This is a genomic window from Blastococcus atacamensis (assembly GCF_002938425.1).
Lineage (GTDB): Bacteria > Actinomycetota > Actinomycetes > Mycobacteriales > Geodermatophilaceae > Blastococcus > Blastococcus atacamensis.
On record NZ_POQU01000052.1, the window covers coordinates 1 to 26917 of the forward strand.

Consider the following 26917-nt stretch of genomic DNA (forward strand, 5'->3'; position numbering starts at 1 on the left):
TATACTCATTGGTTTTGTTTGTTTTTTTGTTAAGCATGTCGGCGTCGTACGAGTATTATACATGCTCCTTCGGCGGCAGCGGCATAGGTGTATAAGGGAATGGCCGACGGCCGCGGTGCGGAGGGCGGGGTCGGCCAGGCCGAGACGGGCGGCGTCGCTCCAGCGGCCCGCGACGGGCGCGCAGGCGTCGGCGGCGCGGTCGGCGGCGACCGGGTCGTCCAGCAGCGTCGCGGTGACCGCGGCGAGCGCCGGCCACCACGGCTCGGGGGCGGCGTCCAGGTAGCGGATCTCCAGGTACCCGCGGGGGCGGACCGGCGGGAAGAGCGTGGTCAGGTGGTAGTCCACGTCGGCGCCGGTGGCCGACCGGTCGCCCAGCCGGGTCGCGCCGGTCACCCAGTCGGCCAGGGGAATCCGCCCGCGCACCGGCTCGGCGGCCCCGCTGACGGGGTCGTGGACGAGCATCACCGGTGCGGCGAGCGCGTACGCCGCCCACTCGGCCGCCGGGTCGTCGCCGGTCAGGATCGGACCGCAGCGGGCGGAGTCGAGTTCCCCCCAGATCTGCTGGCGGGTCGACCGCCATCCGGTGGCCCGGTCGGCCTGCAGCGGGGAGCAGGCCGACACGGCCACCAGCACCGGGCCGAGCTGGTGGGCCAGGGCCAGCCGGGCGGACCAGCCGGCCGCCGGTCCCGCATCGAGGTTCACCTGCAGCGCAGCGGTCGAGGTCATCATGCGGGCGCCCGCGTCGGCGCAGCCCACCGCGGCGAAGTGCTCCTCCATGGCGGCGTAGCGGGCGGCGTTGCTGAGCCGGCGGGCGGGTCGCAGCGGATCCGTGCCGACCAGGGCCAGGCCCAGCCCGTCGGAGGCCAGCGCCGCGGCGAGGGTGGCGTGGTCGGCGCGCAGGCCGAGCACCGCCGAGGCGACGTCGTCGGCCGGCGGTGCCGACAGCTCGACCTGGCCGCCGGGCTCGAAGGTGATCCGGCTGCCGCCGGGCAGCGGCCCGCAGCCGGCGGCGGACCGGGTCAGCCGGTCCCAGGACACCGGCTCCTGCGGGGCGGCCAGGTCGACGAGGTGGCTCTCCAGCTCCAGGCCGACGCAGCCGACGGGTCCGGCCCGCAGCGCGGAGGCGGCGATGCGAGCGGTGGCGCCGTCGAGGTCGAGGGCTCGTGCGGGTGACACGGTCAGCTCGGCCACCCCCTCCAGGTCCGGACCGGTCGACGTCGACCGCGGGTCGGTGCGGGGGCGACTCGGTGGCCGCCGTCCACGTGCGTGTCCATTGATCCCTGCCGACGGGAGTTGAGCAACTCCACGCGCCCCGTCGCCCAGATCTTCGGATCCGGTTCGCCGTCCGGATGTGTCGACGGGGACCGATTGTTTGGGGGGCCGCGAGGGGTAGCCGTCGGCCGTGGATACGCGTCGGTTGGTGCTGGGCGACTGGAACCCGTTGGTCAGGGACGGCATCGACGTCCTGCGGCTGCTGCTCGTCGGCGGCGCGGTCCACTACGCCCTGGCCGGCGACGGCGGATCGGCATCGGTCCTCGCGGTGATGGCGCTCGTGACCCTGGCCGCCCGCGCGGTGGACCTGCCGCGCGTCTACGACCTGTCGGTGACCCTGGCGATGACGCTGCAGGGCTTCGGGGAGGTCTGGGGGCTCTACGACCGGTTCGTCCGCTTCGACGACCTCGTGCACGTCACGCTGCCTCTGCTCCTCGCGCCGGTGGTCTACATCGCCCTGGCCCGGCTCGACGTCGTCCCGGACCCGCGACAGGAGACCCACCGTCAGCACTACGTCGGGATCGCCGTCGTCACCGCTGCGCTGGGCATCACCGTCGGCGCCCTCTGGGAGATCTACGAGTGGCGGTCGGACGCGTGGTTGGGCACCGACCTCTCGGAGGGCAACGACGACACCAACGGCGACCTCGTGCGGGACAGCCTCGGTGCCATCGCCGGGGCTGCCCTGCTGGTGCTCTGGGCCCGGTTCGGCTGGGGCTCGGTGCGCCGGATCCCGGGGGTGAACACCCACGAGGAGGTCAGCGCTTGACCCGGGACGCTCCTATGACTCGTCAAGCCGCCAGTGGTGGTGATTCGAGGCGTCGGTAGAGCTCGCGGGCGATGTAGCGCTTGAGGCAGCGTTTGATCTCGCGGTCGGTCTTGCCTTCGGCTCGGCGGCGGTCGGCGTAGGTGCGGGTGGGCTCATCGCGCTGCAACCGGGTGAGGACGACGGTGTGCAGGGCCCGGTCGAGTTGGCGGTCTCCGGAACGGTTGAGCCGGTAGCGCACGGTCTTGCCTGAGGACGCCGGAATCGGGGCAGCGCCGGCGAGCATGGCGAAGGCGGCGTCGTTGCGGCAGCGGCCGGGGTGGGACCAGGCCGTGAGCACGGCGGCGGCCACGATCGGGCCCACTCCGGTCAGCTCGAGCAGGTCCGGCCGCCAGGACCGGACGATGGTGCGGATGGCCTTTTCGTGGTCGAGCGCCTCGGTCTCGAGGAAGCGGATGCGGCGGGCCAGGTCGTGCAGCACCGTCAGGGCGGTGGTGACCTCGATGTCTCCGCTCCTGGCACCCGGCCGCATCCGGGCGGCGGTGGTGATCATGGCGCGGGTGGTCTGGCCGCGGAACCTGCCCCGCACCGGCTCGGGTGAGGTGATGACCATCGCCAGCAGCTGCCGCACGGCGGCAGTGGCGGCCTCGACCGCGGCTCGTCGGGCGGTCAGTCGCATCTGCAGCGCGGCCCGCTCCGGGCCGGTCTTGGGTTGGGCCAGCTGGGTGCGGGCCAGCGCGTCGCGGGCGGCGCGTTCGGCGTCGATCGGGTCGGACTTGGCTCCAGCTCGCCGTGCGGGGCGCTTGGGTCGGTCCAGCTCGACCACGAGTTCGTCGGCGGCGGCGAGGTGTCGGGCCAGGCCGGCGCCGTAGCCGCCGGTGCCCTCCATCGCCCAGGCCCGCAGGCCGGAGTGCTGCTCGGCCAGGGTGACGAGTTCGGCGTAACCGTCCGGGTCAGCGGGCACCGTCGCCCGGGCCAGCACCCCACCGGTGCGGGCGTCGACGACGGCGGCGGTGTGGGTCTGGCTATGGGTGTCGACGCCGATGACGACCTCGACCAGTTCTGCCAGCATGGACATGCGTTCTTCTCCTTGACCGGGGGGGCGCAGCAGGTCCCGGTCCGGTGCGGAGATGGCAGGACTGTGATGAGACACGTCAGCGGCTACTGGCGGTCAAGCTCCTGATCAGGCCAACGTCTCCGGCCGGGCCGGTGCCGGCAGCAGCAGACGGACAAGTCCCGTCAAAGGCACGTGGCCAGTCAGACCTGGAGTCACGCCCACTACTGCCGGCTGTCAGCCCATCACCGATGAGCCGACCCGGCCAGCTCCACAGTCAGTCCTCGGCGATCCAGACGGCGGTGTTCGCCGGCAGCGCCAGCGAGCGGCCCGACGTGTGCGCGAGCTGCGGCGCCGAGGAGAGCAGCACCGTTCCGGCCCGCCGGACCAGCACCGTGTGGTCGCCCATGTTGATCACGCAGCGCACCGAGCGCCCGTCGGCCGTGCTGCGCACGGTCAGGACCTCACCGCGCCGGCTCACCGTGGCCTCGCCCGAGCCCAGTGCCGGGTGCTCCGCGCGGACGGTGAGCGCCCGGCGGTAGAGGTGCAGCATCGAGCTGTCGTCGCGGGTCTGGCGGGAGACGGCGTAGCGCCGCCACTCGGCCGGGATGGGCAGCCACGGGCGGGCCGAGCCGCGGGGGGAGAAGCCCACGCCGGGGGTGCCGTTCCACGGCATCGGCACGCGGCAGCCGTCCCGGCCGCTGCGCTCGCCGCCGCTGCGGAAGAAGATCGGGTCCTTCTTCGCCTCGTCGGGGACCTGGGCCTGGGGCAGTCCGAGCTCGTCACCGGCGTAGATGTAGGCCGAGCCGGGCAGGCTCAGCGTCAGCAGCGCGGCCGCGCGGGCACGGGCGTCACCGATCTCGCCGCCGCCGAACCGCGTCACCTGCCGGTCCTTGTCGTGGTTGCCGAGCACCCAGGACACCGGGGCGCCGACCTTGCCGAAGGCGTCCAGGGCGCTGCGCAGGCCATCGGCGAACGACTCGGCCGACCAGCCGGACTTGAGCAGCCGGAAGGAGAAGGACTGGTGCAGCTCGTCGGGCCGGGAGTAGAGCGCGATCTCCTCCGGGTCGGCCAGGCAGACCTCGCCGACGAGCATCGTGTCCGGGTACTCGTCGCAGACGGCCCGCCAGCGGCGCCACACGTCGTGCACCTCGGGCTGGTTCCACGTCATCGCCTGCTCCGGGCCGTGCCCGAAGAGGGTGGGGGAGTACTCGCCGGGGTTGTCCCGCAGGTCGGCGTCCTTGAACAGGCCGTAGGCGACGTCGACGCGGAAGCCGCTGACGCCGCGGTCGAGCCAGAAGCGCAGCGTGCGCTCGAAGTCCTCGGCGACGGCCGGGTCGCGCCAGTTGAGGTCGGGCTGCTCGGGGGCGAACAGGTGCAGGTACCAGCGGCCGTCCGGCGTACGCGACCACGCGGGCCCGCCGAAGAGGGACCGCCAGTTGTTCGGCGGCTGCTCCGACGCGGGGGCGAAGTGGTAGCGGGAGGCCTCGGGGGAGTCGGGGTCGGCCAGCGCGGCCTGGAACCAGGGGTGCTGGTCCGACGTGTGGTTCGGGACGACGTCGAGCAGGACTTTGAGGCCGAGCGCACGGGCGTCCTCGACCAGCCCCTCGAGGTCGGAGACGTCGCCGTACTCGGGGTCGACCGCGCGGTAGTCGCTGATGTCGTAGCCGCCGTCCGCCCCACCGGAGGGGTAGTGCGGGTTGATCCACAGGGCGTCGACGCCCAGCCAGTTCAGGTACGGGAGGCGGGCGCGCAGGCCTTCCAGGTCGCCGATGCCGTCGCCGTTCCCGTCGGCGAACGAGCGCAGGTAGACCTGGTAGACGACCGCGTCCCGCCACCAGGGGGACACCGCCTGCTCGGGGGCGAACTGTCGCCGAGCCGAGGACCGCACCGTTGCGAGCCGAGCTGCCATGTGCCCTCAATCGGCAGGAGGTGCCGCCAACTTGCGCACTCCCGGGGGGCGAGTGACGCCTGGGACGCACCGTGACCTGCCCGTGAACAGGGTCGGCCACGGCCGAGGCGCGTGGGACGGGTGAGGATGGCGGCATGGCAGCAGAAGACGCCCGCACCCACGACCTCGTCGTCTACGGAGCCACCGGCTTCGTCGGCCGGCTGCTCGCCGGCTACCTGGCGCAGTCCGCCCCCCAGGGGACGCGGATCGCCCTGGCCGGGCGGTCGCGGCCGCGGCTGGAGGACGTCCGCGCCGCCCTGCCGCCGGGGGCGCGGAACTGGGCGCTGGTCGAGGCCGACTCCACCGACGAGAACTCGCTGCGTGCGCTCGCCGGGAGCACCCGGGTGCTGGCCACCACGGTGGGCCCGTACGCCCGCTACGGGCTGCCGGTGGTCGAGGCCTGTGCCCGCGCCGGAACGCACTACGCCGACCTCACCGGCGAGGTGCTCTTCGTCCGCGACGCCATCGAGCGCTGCGACGCCGTGGCCCGGGAGACCGGTGCCCGCATCGTGCACGCCTGCGGCTACGACTCCATCCCCTCGGACCTGAGCACGCTGCTGCTCGCGCAGCGCGCCCGGGAGGACGGCGCCGGAGGCCTGACCGACGTCCGGCTGGTCGCGACGGCCCGGGGCGGGTTCAGCGGTGGCACGATCGACTCGATGCGCGCCCAGGTCGAGGCGCTGGAGAAGGAGCCGGCGCTGCGCCGGGTGGTGGGCGACCCCTTCGCGCTGAGTCCGGACCGGGCGGCCGAGCCCGACACGCGGCAGCCGCGGGATGCGGGCCTGCCCACCCGGACGCCGGACGGACGCTGGACGGCGCCGTTCGTGATGGCGCCCTTCAACAGCCGCATCGTGCGGCGGAGCAACGCGCTGCAGGACTGGGTCTACGGCCGGGGACTGCGGTACGGAGAGGTCATGGGCACCGGCCGCGGCCCGATGGGAGCGGTGGCCGCCGCGGGGATCACCGCCGGACTGCTCGGCGTGGTGTCGGCCATGAGCCTGGCGCCCACCCGGGCGCTGCTCGACCGCGTGCTCCCCGCCCCGGGTACGGGCCCGGGCGAGGCGGCCCGGCAGAAGGGCTGGTTCCGGATGGTCCTCGACGCCACGGCGGAGGACGGCCGGCGGTACCGCGCGACGGCCGCCGGGACGGGCGATCCCGGGTACGCGGCGACCGCGGTCATGCTGGGCGAGGCCGCCCTCGCGCTGGCCGTCGACGGCGACCGGCTGCCCGACCGCGCCGGCTCGCTGACCCCGGCCACGGCCCTGGGCGAGGTGCTCGTCGAGCGGCTGCGCGCGGCCGGGCACACCTACGAGGTCACCGCGGTCTGAGCCGGATCGGCGTGCCGATGGTTGAATGTTGAACGACCGTGCATTCGTCGCCCGGTCGGGCGGCGACGTCACCGGACCCTGGAGGAAGCATGCACCTCGGCGTCGACAGCTTCGTCTCGGCCGTGACCGATCCCGGCTCCGGCCGGCTGATCGGCCCCGAGGAGCGGATGGCCCACCTGCTCGAGGAGATCGAGCTCGCCGATCGGGTGGGGCTCTACTCCTTCGGCATCGGTGAGCACCACCGCAGCGAGTACTACGACTCCGCTCCGCCGGTGATCCTCGCCGCCGCCGCGGCGCGCACCTCGCGCATCCGGCTCGGCAGCGCCGTCGCGGTGCTCAGCGCGGCCGACCCGGTGCGGGTCTTCCAGCAGTTCGCCACTCTCGACCTGATCTCCCGGGGCCGGATCGACCTCGTGGTCGGCCGCGGCTCGTTCACCGAGGCCTTTCCGCTCTTCGGGCTCAGCCTGGGCGACTACGACGAGCTGTTCGCCGAGAAGCTGGACCTGCTGCTGAGGATCCGGGAGTCCGAGCACGTGACCTGGTCGGGCAGGCACCGGCCGCCGCTCACCGGTCAGGGCGTCTACCCCCGGCCGCTGCAGGACCCGCTGCCGATCTGGGTGGGGGTCGGCGGCACGCCGGAGTCGTTCGCGCGGGCCGGGCTGCTCGGGCTGCCGCTGATGGTCGCCATCATCGGCGGCGAGCCCCGGCAGTTCGCGCCGCTGATCGACCTCTACCGCCGGGCGGGCGCGCACGCGGGCCACGCGCCGGAGACGCTGCAGGTCGGGCTGCACGTGTTCGGCTTCGTCGCCGAGAGCACCCAGGCGGCGGCCGACACCATCTACCCGGGCTGGCACGAGATGTTCACCAAGGTCTCCCGCGAGCGCGGGTTCGCCGCACCGTCCCGGGCGCAGTTCGACGCCACCAGCGGCCCCGACGGCGCCTTCTTCATGGGCGATCCGGAGACGGTGGCCGAGAAGCTGGTACGGATCGCCGGGCAGCTGGGCGGCGTGGACCGGGTGGCCCTGCAGATGACCAACCCGCGGCTGGCGCACGACGACCTGCTGCGCGGCATCGAGCTGCTGGGCACCGAGGTCGCGCCGCGGGTGGCCGCCGCCTGAGCCGGCGGCCGGGCGGGGCCGCCGCGACGTCTGAACCGGGAGCCGCGGTGGTACCGATGACGGCGTGGAGTGGCTCTCCGATCCCGGCTACTGGGCCAGCCGGCTGGTGTTCACCCGTGGCCTGGCGCTGGTCTACCTGGTCGCCTTCGTGGCGGCGCTGCGGCAGTTCCGGCCGCTGATCGGCACCGACGGCATGCTGCCGGCACCCCGCTTCCTCGCCCGTACGCCGTTCCGCCGCTCGCCGAGCCTGTTCCACCTGCACTGGTCCGACCGCTTCTTCGCCGCCGTCTGCTGGGTCGGGATCGGCCTCTCCACCGCGGCCGTCCTCGGTCTGGTCGACCGGCTCCCGCTGGCGGCCTGGATGCTCGTCTGGGCGCTCCTCTGGGCGATGTACCTGTCGATCGTCAACGTCGGGCAGACCTGGTACGGGTTCGGCTGGGAGTCGCTGCTGGTCGAGGCAGGCTTCCTGGCGATCTGGCTCGGGCCGGCCGACGTCGCCCCGCCGGTGCTGATCCTGTGGTTGCTGCGCTGGCTGCTGTTCCGGCTGGAGTTCGGCGCCGGCCTGATCAAGCTGCGCGGCGACCCCTGCTGGCGGGACCTGACCTGCCTGCAGTTCCACCACGAGACCCAGCCGATGCCCAACCCGGCGAGCCGGTGGTTCCACTTCCTGAGCCCGCGGCTGCACCGGGTCGAGGCGCTGGCCAACCACGCCACCCAGTTGGGAGTGGTCTGGGCGCTCCTGCTGCCCCAGCCCGTCGCGACCGGAGCGGCGGTCGTGGTGATCGTGACCCAGGGCTACCTGGTGATCAGCGGCAACTTCGCCTGGCTGAACTGGCTCACCCTCGTGCTCGCCACCTCGGTGGTCGACGGCCGCATCTGGGAGGCGGTGCTGCCCGTGTCGGCGCCGGCGGAACTCGCCGCTCCGGGATGGCACCAGGTGCTGGTCGTCGCCGTCACCGTCGGGCTCCTCGCGCTGAGCTGGCGACCCGCGCGCAATCTCTTCTCCCGGCGGCAGGTGATGAACGCCAGCTTCGACCCGCTCCGGCTGGTCAACACCTACGGCGCCTTCGGGTCGGTGACCCGCACCCGCCACGAGGTCGTCGTCGAGGGCACCGGCGACCGGCACCCCGGTCCGGACGCGACCTGGGCGGAGTACGAGTTCCGGGGGAAGCCGGGGGACGTGCGCCGCCGCCCGCCCCAGTTCGCGCCCTACCACCTCCGGCTCGACTGGATGATGTGGTTCGTAGGCATCGACGCCCGGTACGGCGGGCGCTGGCTGCCGGAGTTCCTGCGCAAGCTGCTCGAGGGCGATCGGCCGACGCTCGCGTTGCTGCGCTCCTCGCCGTTCCCGCCGGAGGAGCCGCCGCGGTACGTCCGTGCCCGGCTCTACCGCTACCGGTTCACCACGCGCGAGGAACGGCGGGAGACCGGCGCCTGGTGGGTGCGCACCCCGATCGGGGTGCTCGTGGCCCCCGTGTCGCTGGACGACCTGCCCCGGGCTTCCCGCTGACCGGAAGCCGGGAGCCCTTCCGTGCGCGAAGTGCGGGCGACCGGGACCGATCCGGGCCAGGATGGGCACGTGGCGAGACGACGGACGATCGGACCCGACGACGCGCGGTCCTGGCTGCTGGTGAACGGTGCGCGCACGGAACTCTTCGACGTGGCGCACGAGTCGCGCGCCGACCAGATCGTGCTCGACATCGAGGACGCGGTGGACCCGGCGCACAAGGACGAGGCGCGCGAGGGCGTCCTCGGATGGCTGGCCCAGGGCGAGCGCTCGGCGTGGGTGCGGATCAACGACCACGCCAGTCCGTACTGGGCCGACGACGTCGCCCGCCTCGCCGGCACGCCGGGGCTGCTCGGCGTGATGCTGGCCAAGACCGAGGCCGCCGAGCACGTCACCGAGACCTTCGACCGGCTCGGGGGTGCCACGCCCGTGCTCGCGCTGGTCGAGTCGGCCCTGGGCATCGAGGAGTCGGTGAACATCGCCCGGGCCCGCGGCGCCTTCCGGCTCGCGTTCGGCAGCGGCGACTACCGGCGCGACACCGGCACGAGCGCCGACGAGCTGGCGATGGCCTACCCGCGGTCCCGACTGGTCGTGGCCAGCCGCATCGGTGGCCTCCCCGGACCCATCGACGGGCCCACGGTGAGCAGCAGCCACCCGGTGCTGCGGGAGCAGACCGCCGTCACCGTCTCCCTCGGCCTCACCGGGAAGCTGTGCCTGGACATGGACCAGCTGCCGGTCATCAACGAGGTCATCAGCCCGACGCCCTCGGACGTGGCCTGGGCGCGGGACTTCCTCGCCGACTTCGACGCGCGCGGTCAGGTCGTCCGCGACGGCAGCGACCTGCCCCGGCTGGGCCGGGCCCGCAAGATCGAGCGGCTGGCGAACGTCTTCGGCGTCCAGCCGGCCTGACCACGGCTCAGCCGGTCTCGCTGACGACCCGGTTCCGGCCCTGCCGCTTGGCGGTGTAGAGCCGGGCGTCGGCGCGGGCCAGCATGTCCGACGGCGTCGGGGAGATCAGGCCGTCGGTGCTGGCCGCCCCGATGCTCACGGTCACCGGCAGGTCGCCGGTGACCGGCGCCCACGGGTGGACGCTCAGCGCGGTCCGCACCTCGTCGAGGTGGCGGGCGGCCGCGGTGGGCGCCAGGCCGACCAGGACGAGGAGGAACTCCTCGCCGCCGAGCCGGGCCACGAAGGAGCCGCTGCTCCTCTCGCCCTCGCTCGGCGGGCCGACCTCCTGGAGGACGTCGGCGACCGTGCGTAGCACCCGGTCGCCGGTCTCGTGCGAGCACTCGTCGTTGATGCGCTTGAAGTGGTCGAGGTCCAGGAGCGCCACGGTCACCTCGCCGTCGGCCGACGCCGGCTCGGCCAGCAGGCGAGGCAGCTGGTCGTCGACGAAGCGGCGGTTGTACAGGCCGGTGAGCGGGTCGCGCAGCGACAGCTCCCGGTAGCGCAGGGACTGCTGCCGCGCCTCGGTCGTCTCGTACATGGCCTGGAGGGCGCGGGCCCGGGCGTCGCGCTCGGCCGACTGGAGATCGTTCAGCTCGTCGGAGTAGAGCCTGTAGCCCTCGAACGCCTCCCGGTAGGAGCCCGCGGCGGCGTGGAGCTCGGCCTGCTCCCGTCGCGCCCGCACCCTGATCGAGGTCAGGCCGTACCGCTCGCAGCGGCGCACGCACTCGTCCAGGACCTCCTGCGCCGGGGCGAGGTGCCCACGGCGACGGCGCAGCTCGGCGAGGGTGAGGAGGAAGTCCGCGCCGCCGTCGCCGTCGAGCGAGGCGTCGAGCACCTCCGGGTGCAGCCCGGGGAGCATCGCGTCCTCCGCCTCCTCGAGACGGTCGAGCTCCATGAGCACCCGGCCGAGGGTGTCCAGCCGGCCGACGCGCAGCGGGACGTGGTGCGCCTCGGACAGCGCCTGGAGGCGCGTGATCCAGACCAACGCCTCGTCGTAGGAGCCGCAGAGCGTCTCGCAGTAGGCACGGTTGTTCAGGACGAGCACCTGGCGGTCGACGTCGCCCAGGTCCTCGGCGAGCGCCAGCACGTGGTCGTAGCGCTCCCGGGCGGCCAGGTCGCCCTGGAGCCCGAGGCAGTCGGCCAGCCGGGCGTGGTGGTCGACCCGGACCTCCGCGCGGGCGTCGTCGCCCAGCAGCTCGGCCGAGCGGACGGCGTGCTCGAGGGCGCGGGAGAGGTCCCCGAGCTCCTGGAAGGCGCCGGCCAGCAGGAAGTGGGCGCGGGCCTGCAGCTGGGGGGCCTCGTTCTCCGCGGCCCAGCGGAGGACGTCCTGGGCCCGACGGCCGGCGACGGCGACGTTGCCGCGCATGCGCTCCAGGTCGGCCAGCACCAGCGTGGCCCGCAGTTCCAGCTCGACGAGCCCGAGCTCACGGGCCGTGCCGGCGGCGCGCTCGGCGAGCGGCTCGACGTCGTCCCGCTCGAAGCGGGAGATGACCTCGAGGTCGGTGACCGACGCGGACAGGTCGGCGACGGCCGCCCACAGGTCCGCGGGTCCGGCGTCGGTTAACGCGGGTGCGACGGGCGCGCACCCGTCGTCCGACCGCTCGGCAACACTGGTCACGGTCACCCCATCGGGCGCACGACGGCATTCCTTGAGCCATGTGCCGCAGTGACCTGTGCCGCATCCGCCGAACGGGTCATGACCGCCTGACCTGCGACTTCGGTCCCCGGACCCGGTTCCCGGGACAGGCCCCCGTTCGTGCGCCGCCTACACGCCCGCGCATTCCCTGTCGTGCCGCGACGCGCGTCACGGCGACGAAATCGACGCCTCGCGTTGTCACGACTCCATAACGGCGGCTACCGTGGCCTCGTTCGATCGGTCGTTTCGTCCCCGTCCGGGGAGTCCGAGCGAACGCCGCCGAGTCGCCCACGGCCATCGAGTCGCGGGCGAGCCGGGGACCCATCGCAGTACTGGGGTGAATCCGCCTCGGGCACCAGCCCGGCGCGGTAGGGCTACTTCTGAGCCCGAATCCGTCAGCTAACTCGGTAGGCGGCAACGGAAGAACGGAGAGCCGCCGGATGGCGTGCCCGTGCACGGACGCTCGACCCAGCTCCACCCCTCGCCCGACCCGGGTGCGCGCCCGGATGTGATTCCGCGCGGCCGTCCCTGACGCCGCGGACCCGCGGGCGCACCGCCCCGAGCACCTCCGCTCGACCGGCTCCCAGCCGCTTCCCAGGTGCCCCGCGATCCGGCCCGGCCCGGCCGCCGATGCCCGCACGCCCGCCGCCGCCGGCGCCCTTCGATGGGCCCCGCGGCTCGCACGACACGGAGCACTCGTACCCATGAACCCCCGCACCACCACCTCCGGCCGCAGCACGTGCTCGCGGTTGACCCCGCCCACCGCGGTCCGCCGCCCGGGCCTGTACCTCGGGATGGCCGCCGCCGGCGCCGTCCTCGTCAACGTCCTCGTCGGCGTCGAGCCGGCCGCCCAGGCCGAGGCCGGCACCTCCCCGTCGGTAAGCGTCGCCGCGGAGCTGGGTCTCAGTGCCCAGTCCCGTCCGGTCGTCGTCACCCAGGACCTGGAGGCGCTCGGTCAGCTGAGCGCCAGCCGCAGCAGCCGGCAGGCGGCCGAGACCGAGGCCCAGCAGGTCCAGGCCGCCGCCGACCAGGCCGAGCTGGACCGCCGCAAGGCCGAGGAGGAGGCGAAGGTCCGCGCCGAGGCGGAGGCCGCCGCCGCCGCCGCAGCAGCAGCCGCGGCCGCTGCCGAGGCGCCCTCCGCCTCGAAGGCCCAGGCCGCTGAGGGGGCCGCCGTCGCCGCCGCCTCCACCGCCGTCAGCGTCGTCGCCAAGATCCGCAACAGCGCCGGCCCGGTGTCGGCGCGGGCGCAGGCCGCCGCGAACGCCGTCGTCAGCAACGTCCCCGGGGCCGACTCGATCACTCTCGGCGGCACCCGGCCCAGCGCGGCCGACCCGGGCGGTCACCCGTCGGGCAACGCGGTGGACTACATGGTCATGTCCGACGCCGCCCTCGGCGACGCGATCGTGGCCTACCACCGCGCGCACTGGGACGAGCTGGGCGTCGAGTACATCATCTGGCAGCAGCGGATGCTGTCGTCGGCCAACGGCTCCTGGAAGGGCATGGAGGACCGTGGCAGCGGCACGGCCAACCACATGGACCATCCGCACGTGAACTACCGCTGACGGCGGGCGGGACCGGTCGGGCAGGCGGTCAGAGCAACCGGTCGAGGTCGTCCGGTCCCGGCCCGGTCCCGCCGGAGTCGCGCAGCGGCGAGCTCTCGGGCACGTCGTCGTCGGGCGGCTCCGGCGCCACCGGGCCTTCGGCGTAAAGGGTGTCGGGGTCGGTCGGATCGATCTCTCGGGGCACCGAGCCGCCCTACCCCGGATGCCGTCGCGGGATGCCCGGAGGGATCAGCGACCGGCCGCGGCGAGAACCTCGGCCAGGGTCTCGCCGTCCCGGACGACCCAGGCCCGGCCGTCGTCGGCGAGCACGATCGGGCGCTGGATCAGCCTCGGGTGCTCGACGAGGACGGCGATCCAGGCGTCGGGGTCGCGCGGCAGGTCCCGCAGGCCGAGCTCGCGGGCCAGCGGCTCCGACATCCGGGTGACGTCCCACGGCTCCAGCCGCAGCGCGCCCAGGGCCGCGCGCAGCTCCGCCTCGCTGGGCGGGGTCTCCAGGTAGCGGCGCAGGGTGACCTCTACCCCGGCGCCGGCCAGCCCGTCGCGGGCGACGCGGCACTTCGAGCACGACGGGTTGAACCAGACCTCCACGGCCCCACCGTAGGGGTGGGGCCGGGTGCCTCAATGGGCGAGGGCGGGGGCGACGTCGTCCTGCGGGTCGGGCAGCCGCCACGGCCGGATCGCCAGGAGCACGAGCACGGCGAGCGCCAGGGAGCCCACGATCGCCGTCGCCATCGCCACGGCGTCGTTGCCCAGCACGCCCACCAGGGGCGAGACGGCGGCACCCACACCGAACTGCACCGCACCCAGCAGCGCCGCGGCGGAGCCCGCCGACTCGCCGTAGCCGGACAGCGCCAGGGCCGGGCCGTTGGGCAGGGCCAGGCCCGTCGCGAACAGCACCGCCCACAGCGGGACCGCCACCCCGAAGAGCCCACCGGCGCCTGCCGCGGCGATCGCGAGCAGCACGCCACCGGCCACGGTCCCGCCCACGGTGGCGGTGACCAGGATCTGCGCCGGGGACCAGCGACGCAGCAGCACCGGGTTCAGCTGGGTGGCCGCGATCAGCCAGACGGCGCCGGCCCCGAACAGCATGCCGAACTCCTGCTCGTCCAGCCCGAACTCCCGCTGGTAGACGAAGGAGGAACCGGAGACGTAGGCGAACAGCGCCGCCATCGTGAGGCCCGCGGAGAGGATCAGTCCGACGTAGGTCCGGTCGCCCAGCAGCCCGCGGTAGGTGCGCAGGGTGCTGCGGACGCCTCCGGCGCGACGGCGCTCGGCCGGCAGCGTCTCGCGCAGCGCGAAGCCGCCGACCACCAGCACGATCACGCCGTAGAGAGCGAGCACGGCGAAGACGCCCCGCCACGAGGTGAACCGCAGGACCTCGCCACCCAGCGTCGGCGCGAGCACCGGGGCGACGCCCATGACCAGGAACAGCCGGGAGAGCATCGTGGCCGCGGCGCGCCCCTCGAAGAGGTCGCGCACGATGGCCAGCGCCACCACGCTCGCGGCGGCGGTGCCCACGCCCTGCAGCACGCGCAGGACGCCGAGCGCGCCGATGCCCGGTGCGACCAGCACGAGCAGCGAGGCGACCACGTGCAGGGCGGCGCCCGCGAGCAGCGGACGGCGCCGGCCGAAGGTGTCCGACAGGGGGCCGATCACCAGCTGCCCCAGGGCCAGTCCGACGAGCGTCCCGGTCAGGGTCAGCTGCACGGTGGCCGACGTCGTCGCCAGATCCCGCCGGAGCTCCGGCAGCGCTGGGAGGTACATGTCGATGGTGAGCGGGCCCAGCGCGACGAAGGCACCCAGCATCAGCGCCAGGGCGGCGGTGCGGGGCGGGCGCGGAGGCGCGCCGACGGTGGAGGGCGCGGGAGCGGTGACTGTCACGGGGACCTTTCGGGGACGGCGGTTCGAGCGACCGCCGTTGGCCCTCTCACCCGGGCCAATACCGCCGGGCCCCCGTTCATTCCGGAGCCCGGCGCGCCTCCCGCTCGGTTCCACGGGCTCCGCCGGTCCTCGGCCCGCCAGACCCCGGAGATGTGCGCCTGGGGGACCACGCCGGGCCTGTCCGGATGCCACCGGTCGTCCGACCGGCGTCCGTGGCCGGTACGGCTAGCGGCCGACGGCGGTCAGCAGCCGTTCCACAGCGGGGGAGCGGCGGACCCGGATCGGACGTCCGGCGCGCTCCGCCGCGTCCAGGTGGTCCAGCACCAGGTCGAGCGCCGGCGCCGACAGGCCGGTGACCGATCCGGCGTCGATGCCCTCGACCGGCATCGGCTCGCGGCCGTAGCGCCGCAGGTGCGAGTCGACCGCTGCCGCGTCGATGTTCCCGGCCAGGCAGAGCACCCGCCCGCCGGCGGTGTTGAGCAGCCGGACGAGGCCGCGGGATGCGGGGGTCACGCCACGCAGTCTGCGCGCGACCGGCCCGGCGGGCAGGACGGGTGCCGGAGGCGTCGGCGACACTGCGGCGGTGAACCGGATCGTCCTCGTGCGCCGCGGGGAGGACGTCGAGGTCCACGAGCTGGCGACGGTGCACCGGATCGCGGCCCCCGACCTCGGCGGCTTCGTCCGGGATCGGGAGGCCGGGCCGGTGCGCTGGATCTGGGACGACACGACCCGCTGGTACCCGGCCCTGCTCGCGCAGGGGGTGCGGGTGGCGCGCTGCACCGACCTGCGGCTCACCCACGCCGTGCTGCGCCGCACGCCCTTCGCCGACCAGCGGCTGCTCGCCGCCGGCACCACGCCCGGATGGGACGCCCTCCAGCCGGTGACCACGTCCGAGGCGGCGCTCTTCCCGCTCGCCGATCCCGCCGACCTGCTCGATCCGGTCGCCGAGCACGAGCGCCAGCTGGCGACCCTCGCCGCCTCGCCGGAGCGCCGCCGGCTCGAGCTGCTGCTGGCCGCGGAGTCCTCCGGCGCGCTCGTCGCGGCCGAGATGACCAGTGCCGGGTTGCCCTGGCGGGCGGACCTGCACGAGCGGCTGCTCACCGACCTGCTCGGCCCACGGCCGGTCGCCGGGCACCGCCCCGCGGTCCTGGAGCGCCTGGCCGGGCAGATCCGGGCGGCGCTGGACGCCCCGTCGCTGAACCCCGACTCGCCGGCCGACGTGCTCCGCGCGTTGCAGACCGCCGGGCTCCCGGTCGAGGACACCCGCTCCTGGACCCTCGTCCAGCTCGAGCACCCGGTGGTCCCGCCGCTGCTCGAGTACAAGAAGCTGTCTCGGCTGCTCACCGCCAACGGGTGGTCCTGGCTGGACACCTGGGTGCGCGACGGCCGGTTCCGGCCCTGGTTCCTGCCCGGTGGCGTGGTCACCGGCCGGTGGGCCTCCACCGGGGGCGGCGCCCTCTCGGTCCCGGTCCAGGTGCGCTCGGCCGCGAGAGCCGACGAGGGCCACCGGTTCGTCGTCGCCGACGTCGCCCAGCTGGAGCCCCGCGTGCTGGCCGCGATGAGCGGGGACCTGGCCATGGCCGAGGCGGCGCGGGCGGCGGACCTCTACCAGGGCATGGTCGACGCCGGCGCCGTCGCCACCCGCGCCGAGGCGAAGGTCGGGATCCTCGGCGCGATGTACGGCGGCACCCGCGGGGAGAGCGGCCGGATGATGCCGCGGCTCACCCGGCGGTACCCGCGGGCGATCGGCCTGGTCGAGGAGGCGGCCCGGGCGGGTGAGCGGGGCGAGGTGGTGCACACCCTGCTGGGACGCGGATCGCCGGTCCCCGGGGGCGGGCCGGCGGCCGATCTCGGCGAGCCGCCCGAGCCCACCGGTTCCCCGCAGGAGCGGGACCGGCGGCGGCGCGCCTGGGGCCGGTTCACCCGCAACTTCGTCGTCCAGGGCACCGCCGCCGAGTGGGCGCTGTGCTGGCTGGCCGACCTGCGCAACCGGCTGTGGCAGCTGGGCGAGGGCCAGCTGGAGGACCGGCCGCACCTGGTCTTCTTCCTCCACGACGAGGTGGTCGTGCACACCCCGGAGCACCTGGCCGACGTGGTGGCCGACGAGGTGCGCCTCGCGGCGGCCGGCGCCGGCCGGCTGCTGTTCGGCGACTTCCCGGTGGACTTCCCGCTCGACGTCGCCGTCGTCCGGTCCTGGGCCGAGGCGGGCTGAGGCGGTGCGGGAGGATTCCGCCGTGCCCTCCGCCGTCGCGCCCCTTCTCCCGGGATGACCGAACTGCTGCCCGAGGGGCTGACGACGGCCACCCTGGTGCTGGTCCTGCTCGCCGCCCTCACCGCCGGCTTCGTCGACGCCGTGGTCGGGGGCGGGGGGCTGATCCAGCTGCCGGCGCTGCTGCTCGTGCCGGGGATCAGCCCGGTGCAGGCGCTGGCCACGAACAAGCTGGGGTCGGTGTTCGGAACCAGCACCAGCGCGCTCACCTACTACCGCAGGGTGCGGCCGGACCTGCGCACCGCGCTGCCGATGGCCGGCCTGGCGCTGGCGAGCAGCTTCGCGGGGGCCTCGGTCGCCGCGCTGCTCCCGGCGAGCGTGTTCAAGCCGGTGATCGTGGTGGCGCTGGTGGGCATCGGCGCGTTCACGGTGCTGCGGCCGGCGCTGGGCGAGGTCACCGCGCTGCGGCACACCGGTCGCCGGCACCACGGCGTCGCCGCGGCGCTCGGCCTGGTCATCGGCTTCTACGACGGGATCCTGGGGCCGGGCACCGGCTCGTTCCTCGTCTTCGCGATGGTCTCGCTGCTGGGCTACGACTTCCTGAACGCCAGCGCCAAGGCGAAGATCGTCAACTGCGCCACCAACCTCGGCGCCCTGCTCTTCTTCGTGCCGCACGGGTCGGTGTTCTGGGGCCTGGGGCTGCTGCTCGGCGCGGCGAACATGGTCGGCGGCTACCTGGGTGCCCGCACCGCGACCAGCCGCGGCAGCCGGTTCATCCGGATCGCCTTCCTCGTCGTGGTGACCGCGCTGATCGTCCGGCTGGGCGTGGACGTGTGGCAGGAGAACATCGGGCCCCGCCTCGGCTGAGCCCGGCGCCGTGCCCGCAGCGTACGTACGCTCGGATGCGTGACTGTCGCACCAGGCCCCACCGTCGTCCTCGGCGACCGCTTCGCCACCGAGCTCCCGGAGCTGGCCGTGCGCTGGCGCGCCGAGGACGCCCCCGCGCCCCGGCTGCTCGTGCTCAACGACGCGCTGGCCGGCGAGCTGGGGCTCGACCCGGCGCAGCTGCGCAGCGAGGACGGCGTCCGGCTGCTGGTCGGCGCCGCGGTGCCCGAGGGTGCGACGCCGGTGGCCCAGGTGTACGCCGGGCACCAGTTCGGTGGCTACAGCCCGCGGCTGGGCGACGGCCGGGCGCTGCTGCTCGGCGAGCTCACCGGCGCCGACGGCCGGCTGCTCGACCTGCACCTGAAGGGCGCGGGCCGCACGCCGCTCGCCCGCGGCGGTGACGGGCTGGCCGCGGTCGGGCCGATGCTGCGCGAGTACGTGATCAGCGAGGCGATGCACGCCCTGGGCATCCCGACGACCCGGTCCCTCGCGGTGGTCGCCACCGGTCGCGGGGTCCGCCGCGAGACGGTCCTGCCGGGGGCGGTCCTCGCCCGGGTGGCGAGCAGCCACCTGCGGGTGGGCAGCTTCCAGTACGCCGCCGCCACCGGCGACCTGGGCCTGCTGCGCCGGCTGGCCGACCACGCCATCTCGCGTCACCACCCGGCCGCTGCCGAGGCCGAGCAGCCCTACCTGGCGCTGTACGAGTCGGTGCTGCAGGTGCAGGCCGAGCTGGTGGCCGGCTGGATGCTCGTCGGCTTCGTCCACGGCGTCATGAACACCGACAACGTGACGATCTCCGGCGAGACCATCGACTACGGCCCGTGCGCCTTCCTCGACGTGTTCGATCCCGCGAGCGTCTACAGCTCCATCGACACCGCCGGCCGCTACGCCTACGGCAACCAGCCGATCGTGGCCGAGTGGAACCTGGCCCGGCTGGCCGAGGCCCTGCTGCCGCTGCTCGCCGAGGAGCAGGAGGCCGCGGTGGCGATCGCCACCGAGGCGCTGAACACCTTCCGGCGCCGGTACAGCGAGGCCTGGGTCGCGGGCATGCGCGCCAAGCTGGGCCTGCCCGCCGGGCTGGACGACACCGTCGCCACCGCGCTGATCGACGACCTCCAGGCGCTCATGCGGGAGAACCGTGTGGACCTGACGACGTTCTTCCGGCGGCTCGGCGATGCCGCCCGTGGGAACGCCGAGCCCGCCCGGCTGCTGGTGCTGGACCTGGCCGGGTTCGACGCCTGGCTGGAGCGGTGGCGCGCCGCCGGGCCGGACGCCGCGGTGATGGACCGGACCAACCCCGTCTACATCCCGCGCAACCACCTCGTCGAGCAGGCGCTCAGCGCCGCGACCGACGACGACCTGGGCCCGCTGCAGAGCCTGCTCGAGGCGCTCGCCCGGCCGTTCGACGAGCGCCCCGGCCTCGAGCGGTACGCGGAGCCGGCGCCCGAGGCCTTCGGCAGCTACGTCACCTTCTGCGGAACCTGAGTCAGCCCAGCTCGGTCCGCAGCTGGGCCGCGGCCTGCGCCAGCGACCGCATCTTGCCGAAGGCCGAGCCGCGGGGCAGGTACTTCAGCCCGCAGTCGCTGGAGAGCATGAGCTTGTCGACGTCGACGGAGTCCAGCGCGCGCCGCACCCGGTCGGCGATCGTCTGCGGCGTCTCCACCTCGGGCGTGGAGAGGTCGAGGACGCCGAGCGCGATGCCCTTTCCGCGCAGCGGGCGGAGCGAGGCCGGGTCCAGGGAGGACTGCGCCGTCTCGACCGAGACGGTGTGCGCCGGGGTGTCGGCGAGCTCGGGCAGGAACGAGTAGCCCTCGGGCCGGTCGGCCACCATCGCCGCGTAGCCGAAGCACAGGTGGACGTGCACCGGCCCGGGGGCGCCCTCGATCGCGCGGGTGAGCGCCTCGGCGCCGTACTTCCGGGCGATCTCGGGGCGGGCCTGCAGCCACGGCTCGTCGACCTGGACGATGTCGGCGCCCGCGGCGAACAGGTCGGCGATCTCCTCGCGGACCACGTCGGCGTAGGCCAGCGCCAGGGCGCGGTCGTCGGGGTAGTGGTCGTTCTGCGCCTGCTGCGCCATCGTGAACGGCCCGGGCACGGTGATCTTGACGGCGCGGTCGGTGTGCGCGCGCAGGAACCGGACGTCGTCGACCTGGACCGGTCGCGGACGCCGGATATCCCCGGTCACCCGCGGCACCGGGATGTCGATCCCCGACCGGTTGCGCACGCTGCCGGGGTTGTCCAGGTCCAGCCCGGACAGCGCCGTCGCGAAGTGGTTGGAATAGGACTCCCGGCGGATCTCGCCGTCGGTGAGGACGTCGAGGCCGGCCTCCTCCTGGGCGCGGATCGTCGCCAGCGTGGCGTCGTCCTGCGCCTCGGCGAGGAACTCCGCGGGCACCCGCCACAACTCCGCGGCCCGGACCCGCGGCGGGAACTGGTGACCCAGCCGGTCGCGGTCGATCAGCCAGTCCGGCTGCGGCAGGCTGCCGACGACCATGGTGGGGAGCGGCGGGAGCTGGACGGTCATCGGGAAGCCTCCGGGAGGATCGGGCGCGAGTCGACCCGATCCTTCCCGAACGCCGCGTCGACCGCTTCCGCGGCTCAGCCCCGGCGGGACCGTCCCCGCGGCCCGCCCTGGCGTCCGCCCAGCGCGCGGCCGGCGGCCCGGCCGGCGGTCCGGCGCCCACCCGCGGAGGGACGACGGTCCCGCTCACCCGCGCCGCGACCCGTGGGGGCGCTGCACGGCCGGCAGGTGGTGAACCACGGGGCGATGGAACGGCCGCAGTCGCTGCACGTGCCCGAGCGGCCGAGGGCGATGGCATCGGGCAGCAGCTCGGTGATCATCTCGGCGCACTCCTCCTCGACCCACGCGGCGTCGTCGCTGGAGAGGCCGCCGACACCGGGGAACTGGCGGAGCAGCGTCTGGGCGTCGCGCGCGGCCGCCGCGGCCTGCTCGTAGTCCTCGACGCTGCCGCCGCGGGGCACGTCGGGCAGCAGGGTCTCCGGCGGGACGGGGATGCCGACGGCGTGCTGGAGCGCGGCCTTGGCCAGCACCAGCCATCGGGTGCGCCGCGGCGGGTTGTAGTCGATCGCCAGGTTGACCAGGCGCCAGACGGTGTTCAGGTCGCCGGCCGCACCCAGCGGGCCGCGCAGCAGCGGCAGCAGGGCGTGCACGCGCAGGACCAGGCTGGTGACGTCGTCGGCGGTCATCGCCTGGTCGCGGGTCGCGGCCCGGGCCCACGCCATCCAGCGGGTCAGGGCCTCGGGGAGGTCCACCGGCTCGAAGGCGCCGAGGTCCTCGAGCTCCGGCCGGAGCCGGGGTGCCCGCTTGGGCAGGTCGCTCATCTCGTCGCCCCGTGCGACGGCGGCGCCGGCGCCGACCAGGGCGGCGATCGGCTTGAGCCCGGTCACGCCGATCAGGATGCCGACGGCGCCGTGCCCGGTGAGCCCGTAGCGTCCCGCGCGCCCGGCGATCTGGGCGGCCTCCCAGGTGCGCAGCGGCCGCATCTCCTGGCCGTCGAACTTCGTCGTCTCGGCGAAGAGCACGGTGGTGGCGGGCACGTTGATGCCGTGACCGATGACGTCGGTGGTGACCAGCACGTCGAGTTCGCCGGTGGTGAACCGCTCGATGACCTCGCGGCGGGTGGCCGGCGGCAGCGCTCCGTAGAGCACGCCGACCTTGCCGGGCCGGTGCTGGTCCAGCTCGGACGCCGCGGCGTAGACGGCCTTGCGGGAGAAGGCGACCACCAGCGTCTGAGGCCGGACGGCGTCGGCGCGCACGGGGGCGCGCAGCACGTCGAGGCGGGAGAGCCGCTTGTGGTTCACGACCTCCACGTGCTGGGCGTCGGAGACCAGCGGCTTGAGCACCAAGTAGGCCTCGGCCGCGGAGATGAGGTGCATCTCCCGGTACTCGCCGGTCAGCAGGAGGCGGGCCCAGTGGTGCCCGCGGTCGGGGTCGGTGACCCAGTGCGCCTCGTCCAGCACGAGCATCTCGCCGCGCGGGGGTGCCTTCTCCACCGTGCAGCAGATGATCGGCGCGTGCGGGTCGATCTCCTCCTCGCCGGTCGAGAGGCCCACGGTGCCCTCGGGCAGCTGGGCCGACAGCTTGGCGTAGGCCTCGTGCGCCAGCTGGCGCAACGGCGCGGCGTAGACGCCCGAGCCGGTGCGGGCCAGGGCCTGCAGCGACTCGTAGGTCTTGCCGGAGTTGGTCGGACCGAGGTGGAAGACCACGTCCTCCGGGGGAGTGGCGCGGACGGGGAGCTCCGGCTCGGCGCCCTCCACCCAGCTCTGCTGGGCCTGCTTCTCGGCGCGGGCGGCGATGCGGTCGTTCTCGCGGGCCTCCGTGCGGCGGGCGGAGGTCCGCACCCGTCGGCGGGCGGTGTCGGGCTGGGGCGGTGTCTCGGGCAGGGGGGATCCTTCGCTGGTTCCGGGCGTACAGAGGTCGACGCCCCCGCGTGGGGCGGACCCTTCGTCGCCCATGACAACACGGACGGTGCCCGTTCCATGCCCGCGGTACCGGTCGGTGGGCTCACATCTCGTCGGGATACGGCGGGGCGCTGTCGGCCACGGCGGCGCCGCGCTCGCCCAGGGGCCGCTCCGGTCCGACGGTGGAGTCGTGCCTGGTCTGCCGTTCGGCCTCGGCGTTGACCGCTGCGCCGACGATGGCGAGGAAGACGGTGAGCCACACCCAGAACATGCTGATCGCGACGCCGGCGAGGGAGCCGTAGGTCGACCGGTAGCCGCCGAGGTGCTGCACGTAGACGAAGAGGCCGGCCGTGGCGAGCAGCCAGAGCAGCGTCGCGACCGTGGCCCCGCCGCTGATCCAGCTCCAGCGGGCGTCCTTGCGGTCCGGCGCGAACCGGTACAGGACCGCCAGCGCGGTGGCCATGAGCGCGGCGAGCAGAGGCCAGGTGAGCACGCGGCCGATGGTGCGGACGACGGGCGGTGCGTGCGCGGCGGCCTCGCCCAGGAGCCCGGACAGGGTGATCGTGCCGCCGACCAGGAGCGCGCCGCACACCACGACGGCCAGTCCGATCGCGCTGCGGCGGAGGTAGGTCCGCGTCTCGTCCTCGTGGTACGCCAGCGTGAGGGCGTCCACGAGGTAGGTGGCCGCCGTCGTCGCCGTCCAGAGGGCGACGATCAGGCCGGCGAGGCCGCGCCAGCTCACGACGTGCTCGGAGGCCCGGGTGATGGTGGTGAGCTGCTCGCCGACGATCGGGTCCAGGTCGTCGGGCAGCAACCCGGTCAGCTCCGAGAGCTGGCGCAGGGCGGCGTCCGGGCTGTGCAGCGCCGCGTAGACCGACAGGGCCGCGATGAGCATCGGGGCCAGGGAGAGCAGGGCGAAGAAGGCGATCCCGGCGCTGAGCACCTGCAGCCGGTCGCCCACCACCTGCCGTGTCGCGCGGCGGGCGATCTTCGCCCAGCCGCGGAGCGGGATGCGGTGCGGCGCGGTGGCGTCGATGCCCGCGTCGTCGTCCCGGTCCCCGTCGAGGTCCGGGGGAGGGGAGTCGGCGCTGGCTGCCTCCGGCATGCCCGCGGTGTTCCCCGGACCGAGCGGGGGGATGCCTCAGGCGCTGATGGAACCGTTGCGCTGCACGCGCACCCGGCGGCGCTCGCGCTCCGACAGCCCGCCCCAGATGCCGAAGCGCTCGTCGTTGGCGAGGGCGAACTCCAGGCACTGGGCCCGGACGGGGCAGCCGGTGCAGACCCGCTTGGCGTCGCGGGTGGAGCCGCCCTTCTCGGGGAAGAACGCCTCCGGGTCGGTCTCGGCGCACAGGGCGTCCAGCCGCCACTCCTCGCCGGTGGCCGGAACGGCCTCGGGCCACACCGACTCGGCCGGCGCCGCCGGCTCGTCCCACTGCGTCTCGGCGTCCCACTCGGTGAGGTCGTCCCAGCCGCCGGCGGCCTCCCAGAGCGGCTCGGCGTAGGCCAGGTGGGAAGCGGTCGCGTCGTGGACCAGGGTCAGGGCGGGGCGGGAGAAGGAAGGCATGGGAAGCTCCTCGGTCGGCGTTCGAGTGACGGACCGGTACGGCCCGGCTGCTGTCAGTAACGCTACGGAGGAGCCCTACGGATCCGCACTGGCAATAAGCGGACGAAACCGTCTCGTGCTGTTGGAGAGTTCTGTCCTACCGCCGAGCGGCGCCGCGCGCCGACGACCCTCGGACGACGACGGGCCGCGGAAGGGTGGGCGCTACCGGGCGTCGACCAGCACGCCGGACAGGAACTCGGTGAGGTCCTCGTGTGCGTCCAGCGGCAGCACCTGGGCCACGAACTGGTCGGGCCGCACGAGCACCATGCAGCCCTTCTCCCGATCGATGCCCCGCAGGTCGAAGATGTCCCCGGCCCTCGGGTCGGGGGAGAAGACCTTCTCGTGGTCGACCAGCCCGAAGCGGCCCTTCCGGGGCAGCAGCACGGGCGGCAGGTCCTCGACGGCGAGGTCGCGGTGCCCCTGCTGGAAGACCGCCCGGACGTCGATCACCGAGTCGGGGTCGGCGCCGTCCGGGGTGAAGCGGGCCAGCGGCGACGTGTTCGACTCGAGGGCGTCGCACAGTGCGCGGGCCCGCGATCCCGGAGCGGCCGGATCCGCGGCGTCGGCGAAGGCGTAGAGCCGCCAGGCGCCGTCCGCCCGGGCGACGTGACCGAGTTGCTCCGGCTTGGCGTCGGCGACCCGGATGACCGGTGCGGAGTGGAACCGCATGCCCACCGGGTAGCCGGTGGCGAGCTCCTGGTGCTCGCTGGACCCGGTGATCATCGACGGTCCGTAGTGCGTCGCCACGCCGGCGGTGAACCGGCCCTGCGCGGCGAAGTGGGCCTGGAACGAGCCCTCGTCCTCATCCGCCGCGGTCCGGGCCTTGCCGCTCATCCTGCGGGCGAACTCGCGGTCGAAGTCGATGAGCTCCTGGGCCACCTTCTGACGCTCGTCGGAGTAGGTGTGCAGCAGCTCCGGCCGGGCGGTTCCGCGGAGGACCGCCGCCAGCTTCCAGCCGAGGTTCCAGGCGTCGGCCATCGACACGTTCATGCCCTGACCGGCCTTGGCGCTGTGCGTGTGGCAGGCGTCGCCGGCGATGAACACGCGGGGGAGCCGGTGAGGGATCGCCTCGACCGGCACGTCGTCGAACTTCGCGCACAGTCGCTGGCCGATCTCGTACACCGACCACCAGCCGACGCTCTTCACGTCGATCGAGTAGGGATGCAGGATCCGGTTGGCCACGGCGGCCAGCTTCTCGGGGGTGACGCTGCGGTCGGCCAGCATCTCGTGGTCGCGTTCCTCGTCCAGCTCGATGTAGAGCCGGACCAGGTAGCCGCCCTCGCGCGGGATGACCAGCAGGCTGCCCTGGTCCGCGGAGTGGACGACGGCCTTCAGCCGGATGTCGGGGAAGTCGGTGACGGCGAGCACGTCCATGACGCCCCACGAGGAGTTCATCGCGTCGCCGACCAGCTCCTGGCCGATCGACGTCCGGACGGCGCTGCGGGCGCCGTCGCACCCGACGACGTAGCGCGCCCGGATGGTCGACGTCGCGTCGGTCGTCTGCCCGTCCACGACGTGGCGGAGGGAGACGGTCACGGGGGCGTCGTCCTCCGCGGGGACGTGCACGTCGGCGACCTGGAGCCCGTAGAACGGCTCGAGCCGGGAGGTGGACCTCGCCATGTGCTCACGCAGGTAGGCCAGCATCCGCGCCTGGTTCACGATGACGTGCGGGAACTCCGACAGGCCGTCCTCGACGTCCTGGATGCGCCCGGTCCGCGTGATGCGCGAGGGATTCTCGGCATCGGGCCGCCAGAAGCCGACCTCGTTGACCCAGTACGCCTCGGCGACCAGCTGGTCGGCCAGCCCGAAGGCCTCGAACATCTCCACCGTGCGGCAAGCGACACCGTCGGCCTGACCCACGGCCAGCGGGCCGTTCCGCCGGTCGACGATCGCCGTCCGGATGTCGGGGAACTGCGCCAGTTGCGCCGCCAGCACCATGCCGGCAGGACCGCATCCGACGACCAGGACGTCGACCTCGTCGGGCAGGCCGGTCGGGCGCAGCGCCACCGACGGGTGCGGGTCCTCGAGCAGCGGGTCACCGGCCCGGTATCCGTTCAGGTAGAACTGCACGACCCACTCCCTCGACGTGCGCGGCCGGCGGCCGCGAGCAGGCCGACCGTGCCGCACCTTCCGCAGAGAGGGATAGCCTTTTCTGTCATGCGGAACAAGCCCGCCTATGCCATCGGCTCGGTCGACTCCGCGCTCCTGCTGGCCACCCTGCTCCAGCAGGAGGGCGCCATGCGGGTCACCGACGTCGCCGCACGGCTGGGCGTCTCGGTGTCGACCGCCCACCGGCTGCTGGGGATGCTCGTCTACCGCGACTTCGCCGAGCAACTGCCCGACCGCCGGTACGCCCCCGGACCGGTCCTGCGCCGTGGGCCGGTGCCGAAGACGTCGGTCACCACCCTGCGTCACGCGGCGCTGCCGCACCTGCAGGGGCTGGTCGAGGCGGTCGGCGAGACGGCCAACCTCATGGTGCTGAGCGGCCCGGAGGTCCGGTTCGTCGCGACGGTGGAGGGCGACCAGCTCCTGCGCGTCGGCGACCGCACCGGCCGGACCCTCCCGGCCCACCTCAGCTCGGGCGGCAAGGCCGTCCTGGCGATGCTCGGCGAGGACCAGCGTGCCGCCGTGCTGGCCGCCCTGGACGAGGCCACGGCGGCCCGGCTGACCCGAGAGCTCCGGACGGTCCGGCGCCGGGGATTCGCGGTCAACGACCAGGCGACCGAGGCCGGCGTGACGGCGGTCGGGGTCGCCGTCCCGTCGGCGGGCGGGTGGGAG

At 74.2% G+C, this 26917-nt stretch carries 23 protein-coding genes and 1 riboswitch; of the genes, 10 read left to right on the forward strand and 13 right to left on the reverse strand.

Annotated elements, in window-relative coordinates; all coding sequences use genetic code 11:
* Window positions 1-1191, reverse strand: a 1191-nt coding sequence (egtA, locus tag C5508_RS12825) for an ergothioneine biosynthesis glutamate--cysteine ligase EgtA (protein WP_232797111.1), incomplete at its 3' end; no start/stop codon positions are given.
* Window positions 1192-1402: 211 nt separating this feature from the next.
* Between egtA and C5508_RS12830 the strand changes: the two genes are divergently transcribed.
* Window positions 1403-2038, forward strand: a complete 636-nt coding sequence (locus C5508_RS12830; protein ID WP_198598061.1) for a hypothetical protein — start codon at window positions 1403-1405, stop codon at window positions 2036-2038.
* A gap of 22 nt (window positions 2039-2060) precedes the next feature.
* On the opposite strand, the gene C5508_RS12835 is transcribed toward C5508_RS12830, so the two are convergent.
* Window positions 2061-3113 carry an IS110 family RNA-guided transposase gene (locus C5508_RS12835; RefSeq protein ID WP_104525341.1) on the reverse strand — a complete coding sequence of 351 codons (1053 nt, stop codon included), beginning with the start codon at window positions 3111-3113 and terminating at the stop codon, window positions 2061-2063.
* A gap of 253 nt (window positions 3114-3366) precedes the next feature.
* The gene (locus C5508_RS12840; RefSeq protein ID WP_104525342.1) at window positions 3367-5001 is read right to left on the reverse strand and encodes a glycoside hydrolase family 13 protein; all 1635 of its coding nucleotides are present in this window, start codon (window positions 4999-5001) and stop codon (window positions 3367-3369) included.
* A gap of 134 nt (window positions 5002-5135) precedes the next feature.
* Between C5508_RS12840 and C5508_RS12845 the strand changes: the two genes are divergently transcribed.
* The 4 genes from C5508_RS12845 (at window position 5136) to C5508_RS12860 (ending at window position 9902) form a co-directional block, all read left to right on the forward strand.
* Window positions 5136-6368, forward strand: coding sequence for a saccharopine dehydrogenase family protein (locus tag C5508_RS12845; RefSeq protein WP_104525343.1), 1233 nt, complete (start codon window positions 5136-5138; stop codon window positions 6366-6368).
* An 89-nt stretch (window positions 6369-6457) separates the two neighbouring features.
* Window positions 6458-7486, forward strand: a complete 1029-nt coding sequence (locus C5508_RS12850; protein WP_104525344.1) for an LLM class flavin-dependent oxidoreductase — start codon at window positions 6458-6460, stop codon at window positions 7484-7486.
* 64 nt (window positions 7487-7550) lie between these two features.
* On the forward strand, window positions 7551-8996 hold the full coding sequence (locus C5508_RS12855) for a lipase maturation factor family protein (RefSeq protein WP_104525345.1): 1446 nt from the start codon (window positions 7551-7553) through the stop codon (window positions 8994-8996).
* 69 nt (window positions 8997-9065) lie between these two features.
* On the forward strand, window positions 9066-9902 hold the full coding sequence (locus C5508_RS12860) for an HpcH/HpaI aldolase/citrate lyase family protein (RefSeq protein WP_104525346.1): 837 nt from the start codon (window positions 9066-9068) through the stop codon (window positions 9900-9902).
* A 7-nt stretch (window positions 9903-9909) separates the two neighbouring features.
* Here the strand turns inward: C5508_RS12860 and C5508_RS12865 are convergent, their stop codons facing one another.
* The gene (locus C5508_RS12865) at window positions 9910-11559 is read right to left on the reverse strand and encodes a tetratricopeptide repeat-containing diguanylate cyclase (protein WP_232797112.1); all 1650 of its coding nucleotides are present in this window, start codon (window positions 11557-11559) and stop codon (window positions 9910-9912) included.
* A gap of 285 nt (window positions 11560-11844) precedes the next feature.
* Window positions 11845-12006, forward strand: a riboswitch (cyclic di-AMP (ydaO/yuaA leader).
* Between the two features lie 275 nt (window positions 12007-12281).
* Between C5508_RS12865 and C5508_RS12870 the strand changes: the two genes are divergently transcribed.
* Entirely contained in the window at window positions 12282-13139 is an 858-nt protein-coding gene (locus C5508_RS12870; RefSeq protein ID WP_232797113.1) for a hypothetical protein, read from the forward strand.
* 28 nt (window positions 13140-13167) lie between these two features.
* Here the strand turns inward: C5508_RS12870 and C5508_RS19965 are convergent, their stop codons facing one another.
* The 4 genes from C5508_RS19965 to C5508_RS12885 all read right to left on the reverse strand — a co-directional run bounded on the left by C5508_RS19965 (window position 13168) and on the right by C5508_RS12885 (window position 15533).
* A complete protein-coding gene (locus C5508_RS19965; RefSeq protein ID WP_198598059.1) occupies window positions 13168-13323 on the reverse strand; it encodes a hypothetical protein in 156 nt (51 codons plus the stop codon).
* 44 nt (window positions 13324-13367) lie between these two features.
* Complete coding sequence (locus tag C5508_RS12875; RefSeq protein WP_104525347.1) at window positions 13368-13727, reverse strand: ArsC/Spx/MgsR family protein; 360 nt, start codon at window positions 13725-13727, stop codon at window positions 13368-13370.
* Window positions 13728-13757: 30 nt separating this feature from the next.
* Window positions 13758-15020 carry a multidrug effflux MFS transporter gene (locus C5508_RS12880; protein ID WP_232797114.1) on the reverse strand — a complete coding sequence of 421 codons (1263 nt, stop codon included), beginning with the start codon at window positions 15018-15020 and terminating at the stop codon, window positions 13758-13760.
* A 225-nt stretch (window positions 15021-15245) separates the two neighbouring features.
* Window positions 15246-15533 (reverse strand): hypothetical protein, encoded by a 288-nt coding sequence (locus C5508_RS12885; protein ID WP_232797115.1) that lies wholly within the window; start codon window positions 15531-15533, stop codon window positions 15246-15248.
* Window positions 15534-15603: 70 nt separating this feature from the next.
* On the opposite strand from C5508_RS12885, the gene C5508_RS12890 reads away from it, so the two are divergent.
* Genes C5508_RS12890 through C5508_RS12900 form a run of 3 tightly spaced genes read left to right on the forward strand, consistent with a single transcriptional unit; the run spans window position 15604 to window position 19599 of the window.
* Window positions 15604-17232, forward strand: coding sequence for a bifunctional 3'-5' exonuclease/DNA polymerase (locus C5508_RS12890; RefSeq protein WP_198598060.1), 1629 nt, complete (start codon window positions 15604-15606; stop codon window positions 17230-17232).
* Window positions 17233-17286: 54 nt separating this feature from the next.
* Window positions 17287-18096 carry a sulfite exporter TauE/SafE family protein gene (locus C5508_RS12895; protein WP_104525349.1) on the forward strand — a complete coding sequence of 270 codons (810 nt, stop codon included), beginning with the start codon at window positions 17287-17289 and terminating at the stop codon, window positions 18094-18096.
* Between the two features lie 39 nt (window positions 18097-18135).
* Window positions 18136-19599, forward strand: a complete 1464-nt coding sequence (locus C5508_RS12900; RefSeq protein ID WP_104525350.1) for a protein adenylyltransferase SelO — start codon at window positions 18136-18138, stop codon at window positions 19597-19599.
* A 1-nt stretch (window position 19600) separates the two neighbouring features.
* On the opposite strand, the gene C5508_RS12905 is transcribed toward C5508_RS12900, so the two are convergent.
* The 5 genes from C5508_RS12905 to C5508_RS12925 all read right to left on the reverse strand — a co-directional run bounded on the left by C5508_RS12905 (window position 19601) and on the right by C5508_RS12925 (window position 26209).
* Window positions 19601-20638, reverse strand: a complete 1038-nt coding sequence (locus tag C5508_RS12905; RefSeq protein WP_104525351.1) for a uroporphyrinogen decarboxylase family protein — start codon at window positions 20636-20638, stop codon at window positions 19601-19603.
* Between the two features lie 74 nt (window positions 20639-20712).
* Window positions 20713-22476, reverse strand: a complete 1764-nt coding sequence (locus tag C5508_RS12910; RefSeq protein WP_232797116.1) for a helicase-related protein — start codon at window positions 22474-22476, stop codon at window positions 20713-20715.
* A 163-nt stretch (window positions 22477-22639) separates the two neighbouring features.
* Window positions 22640-23641 (reverse strand): YihY/virulence factor BrkB family protein, encoded by a 1002-nt coding sequence (locus tag C5508_RS12915; RefSeq protein WP_104525352.1) that lies wholly within the window; start codon window positions 23639-23641, stop codon window positions 22640-22642.
* A gap of 36 nt (window positions 23642-23677) precedes the next feature.
* Complete coding sequence (locus tag C5508_RS20795) at window positions 23678-24100, reverse strand: WhiB family transcriptional regulator (RefSeq protein WP_269801785.1); 423 nt, start codon at window positions 24098-24100, stop codon at window positions 23678-23680.
* 201 nt (window positions 24101-24301) lie between these two features.
* The gene (locus C5508_RS12925) at window positions 24302-26209 is read right to left on the reverse strand and encodes an FAD-dependent monooxygenase (protein ID WP_104525353.1); all 1908 of its coding nucleotides are present in this window, start codon (window positions 26207-26209) and stop codon (window positions 24302-24304) included.
* A gap of 87 nt (window positions 26210-26296) precedes the next feature.
* Here C5508_RS12925 and C5508_RS12930 point away from each other — a divergent pair.
* On the forward strand, window positions 26297-26917 hold a 621-nt coding region (locus C5508_RS12930), incomplete at its 3' end, for an IclR family transcriptional regulator (RefSeq protein ID WP_104525354.1).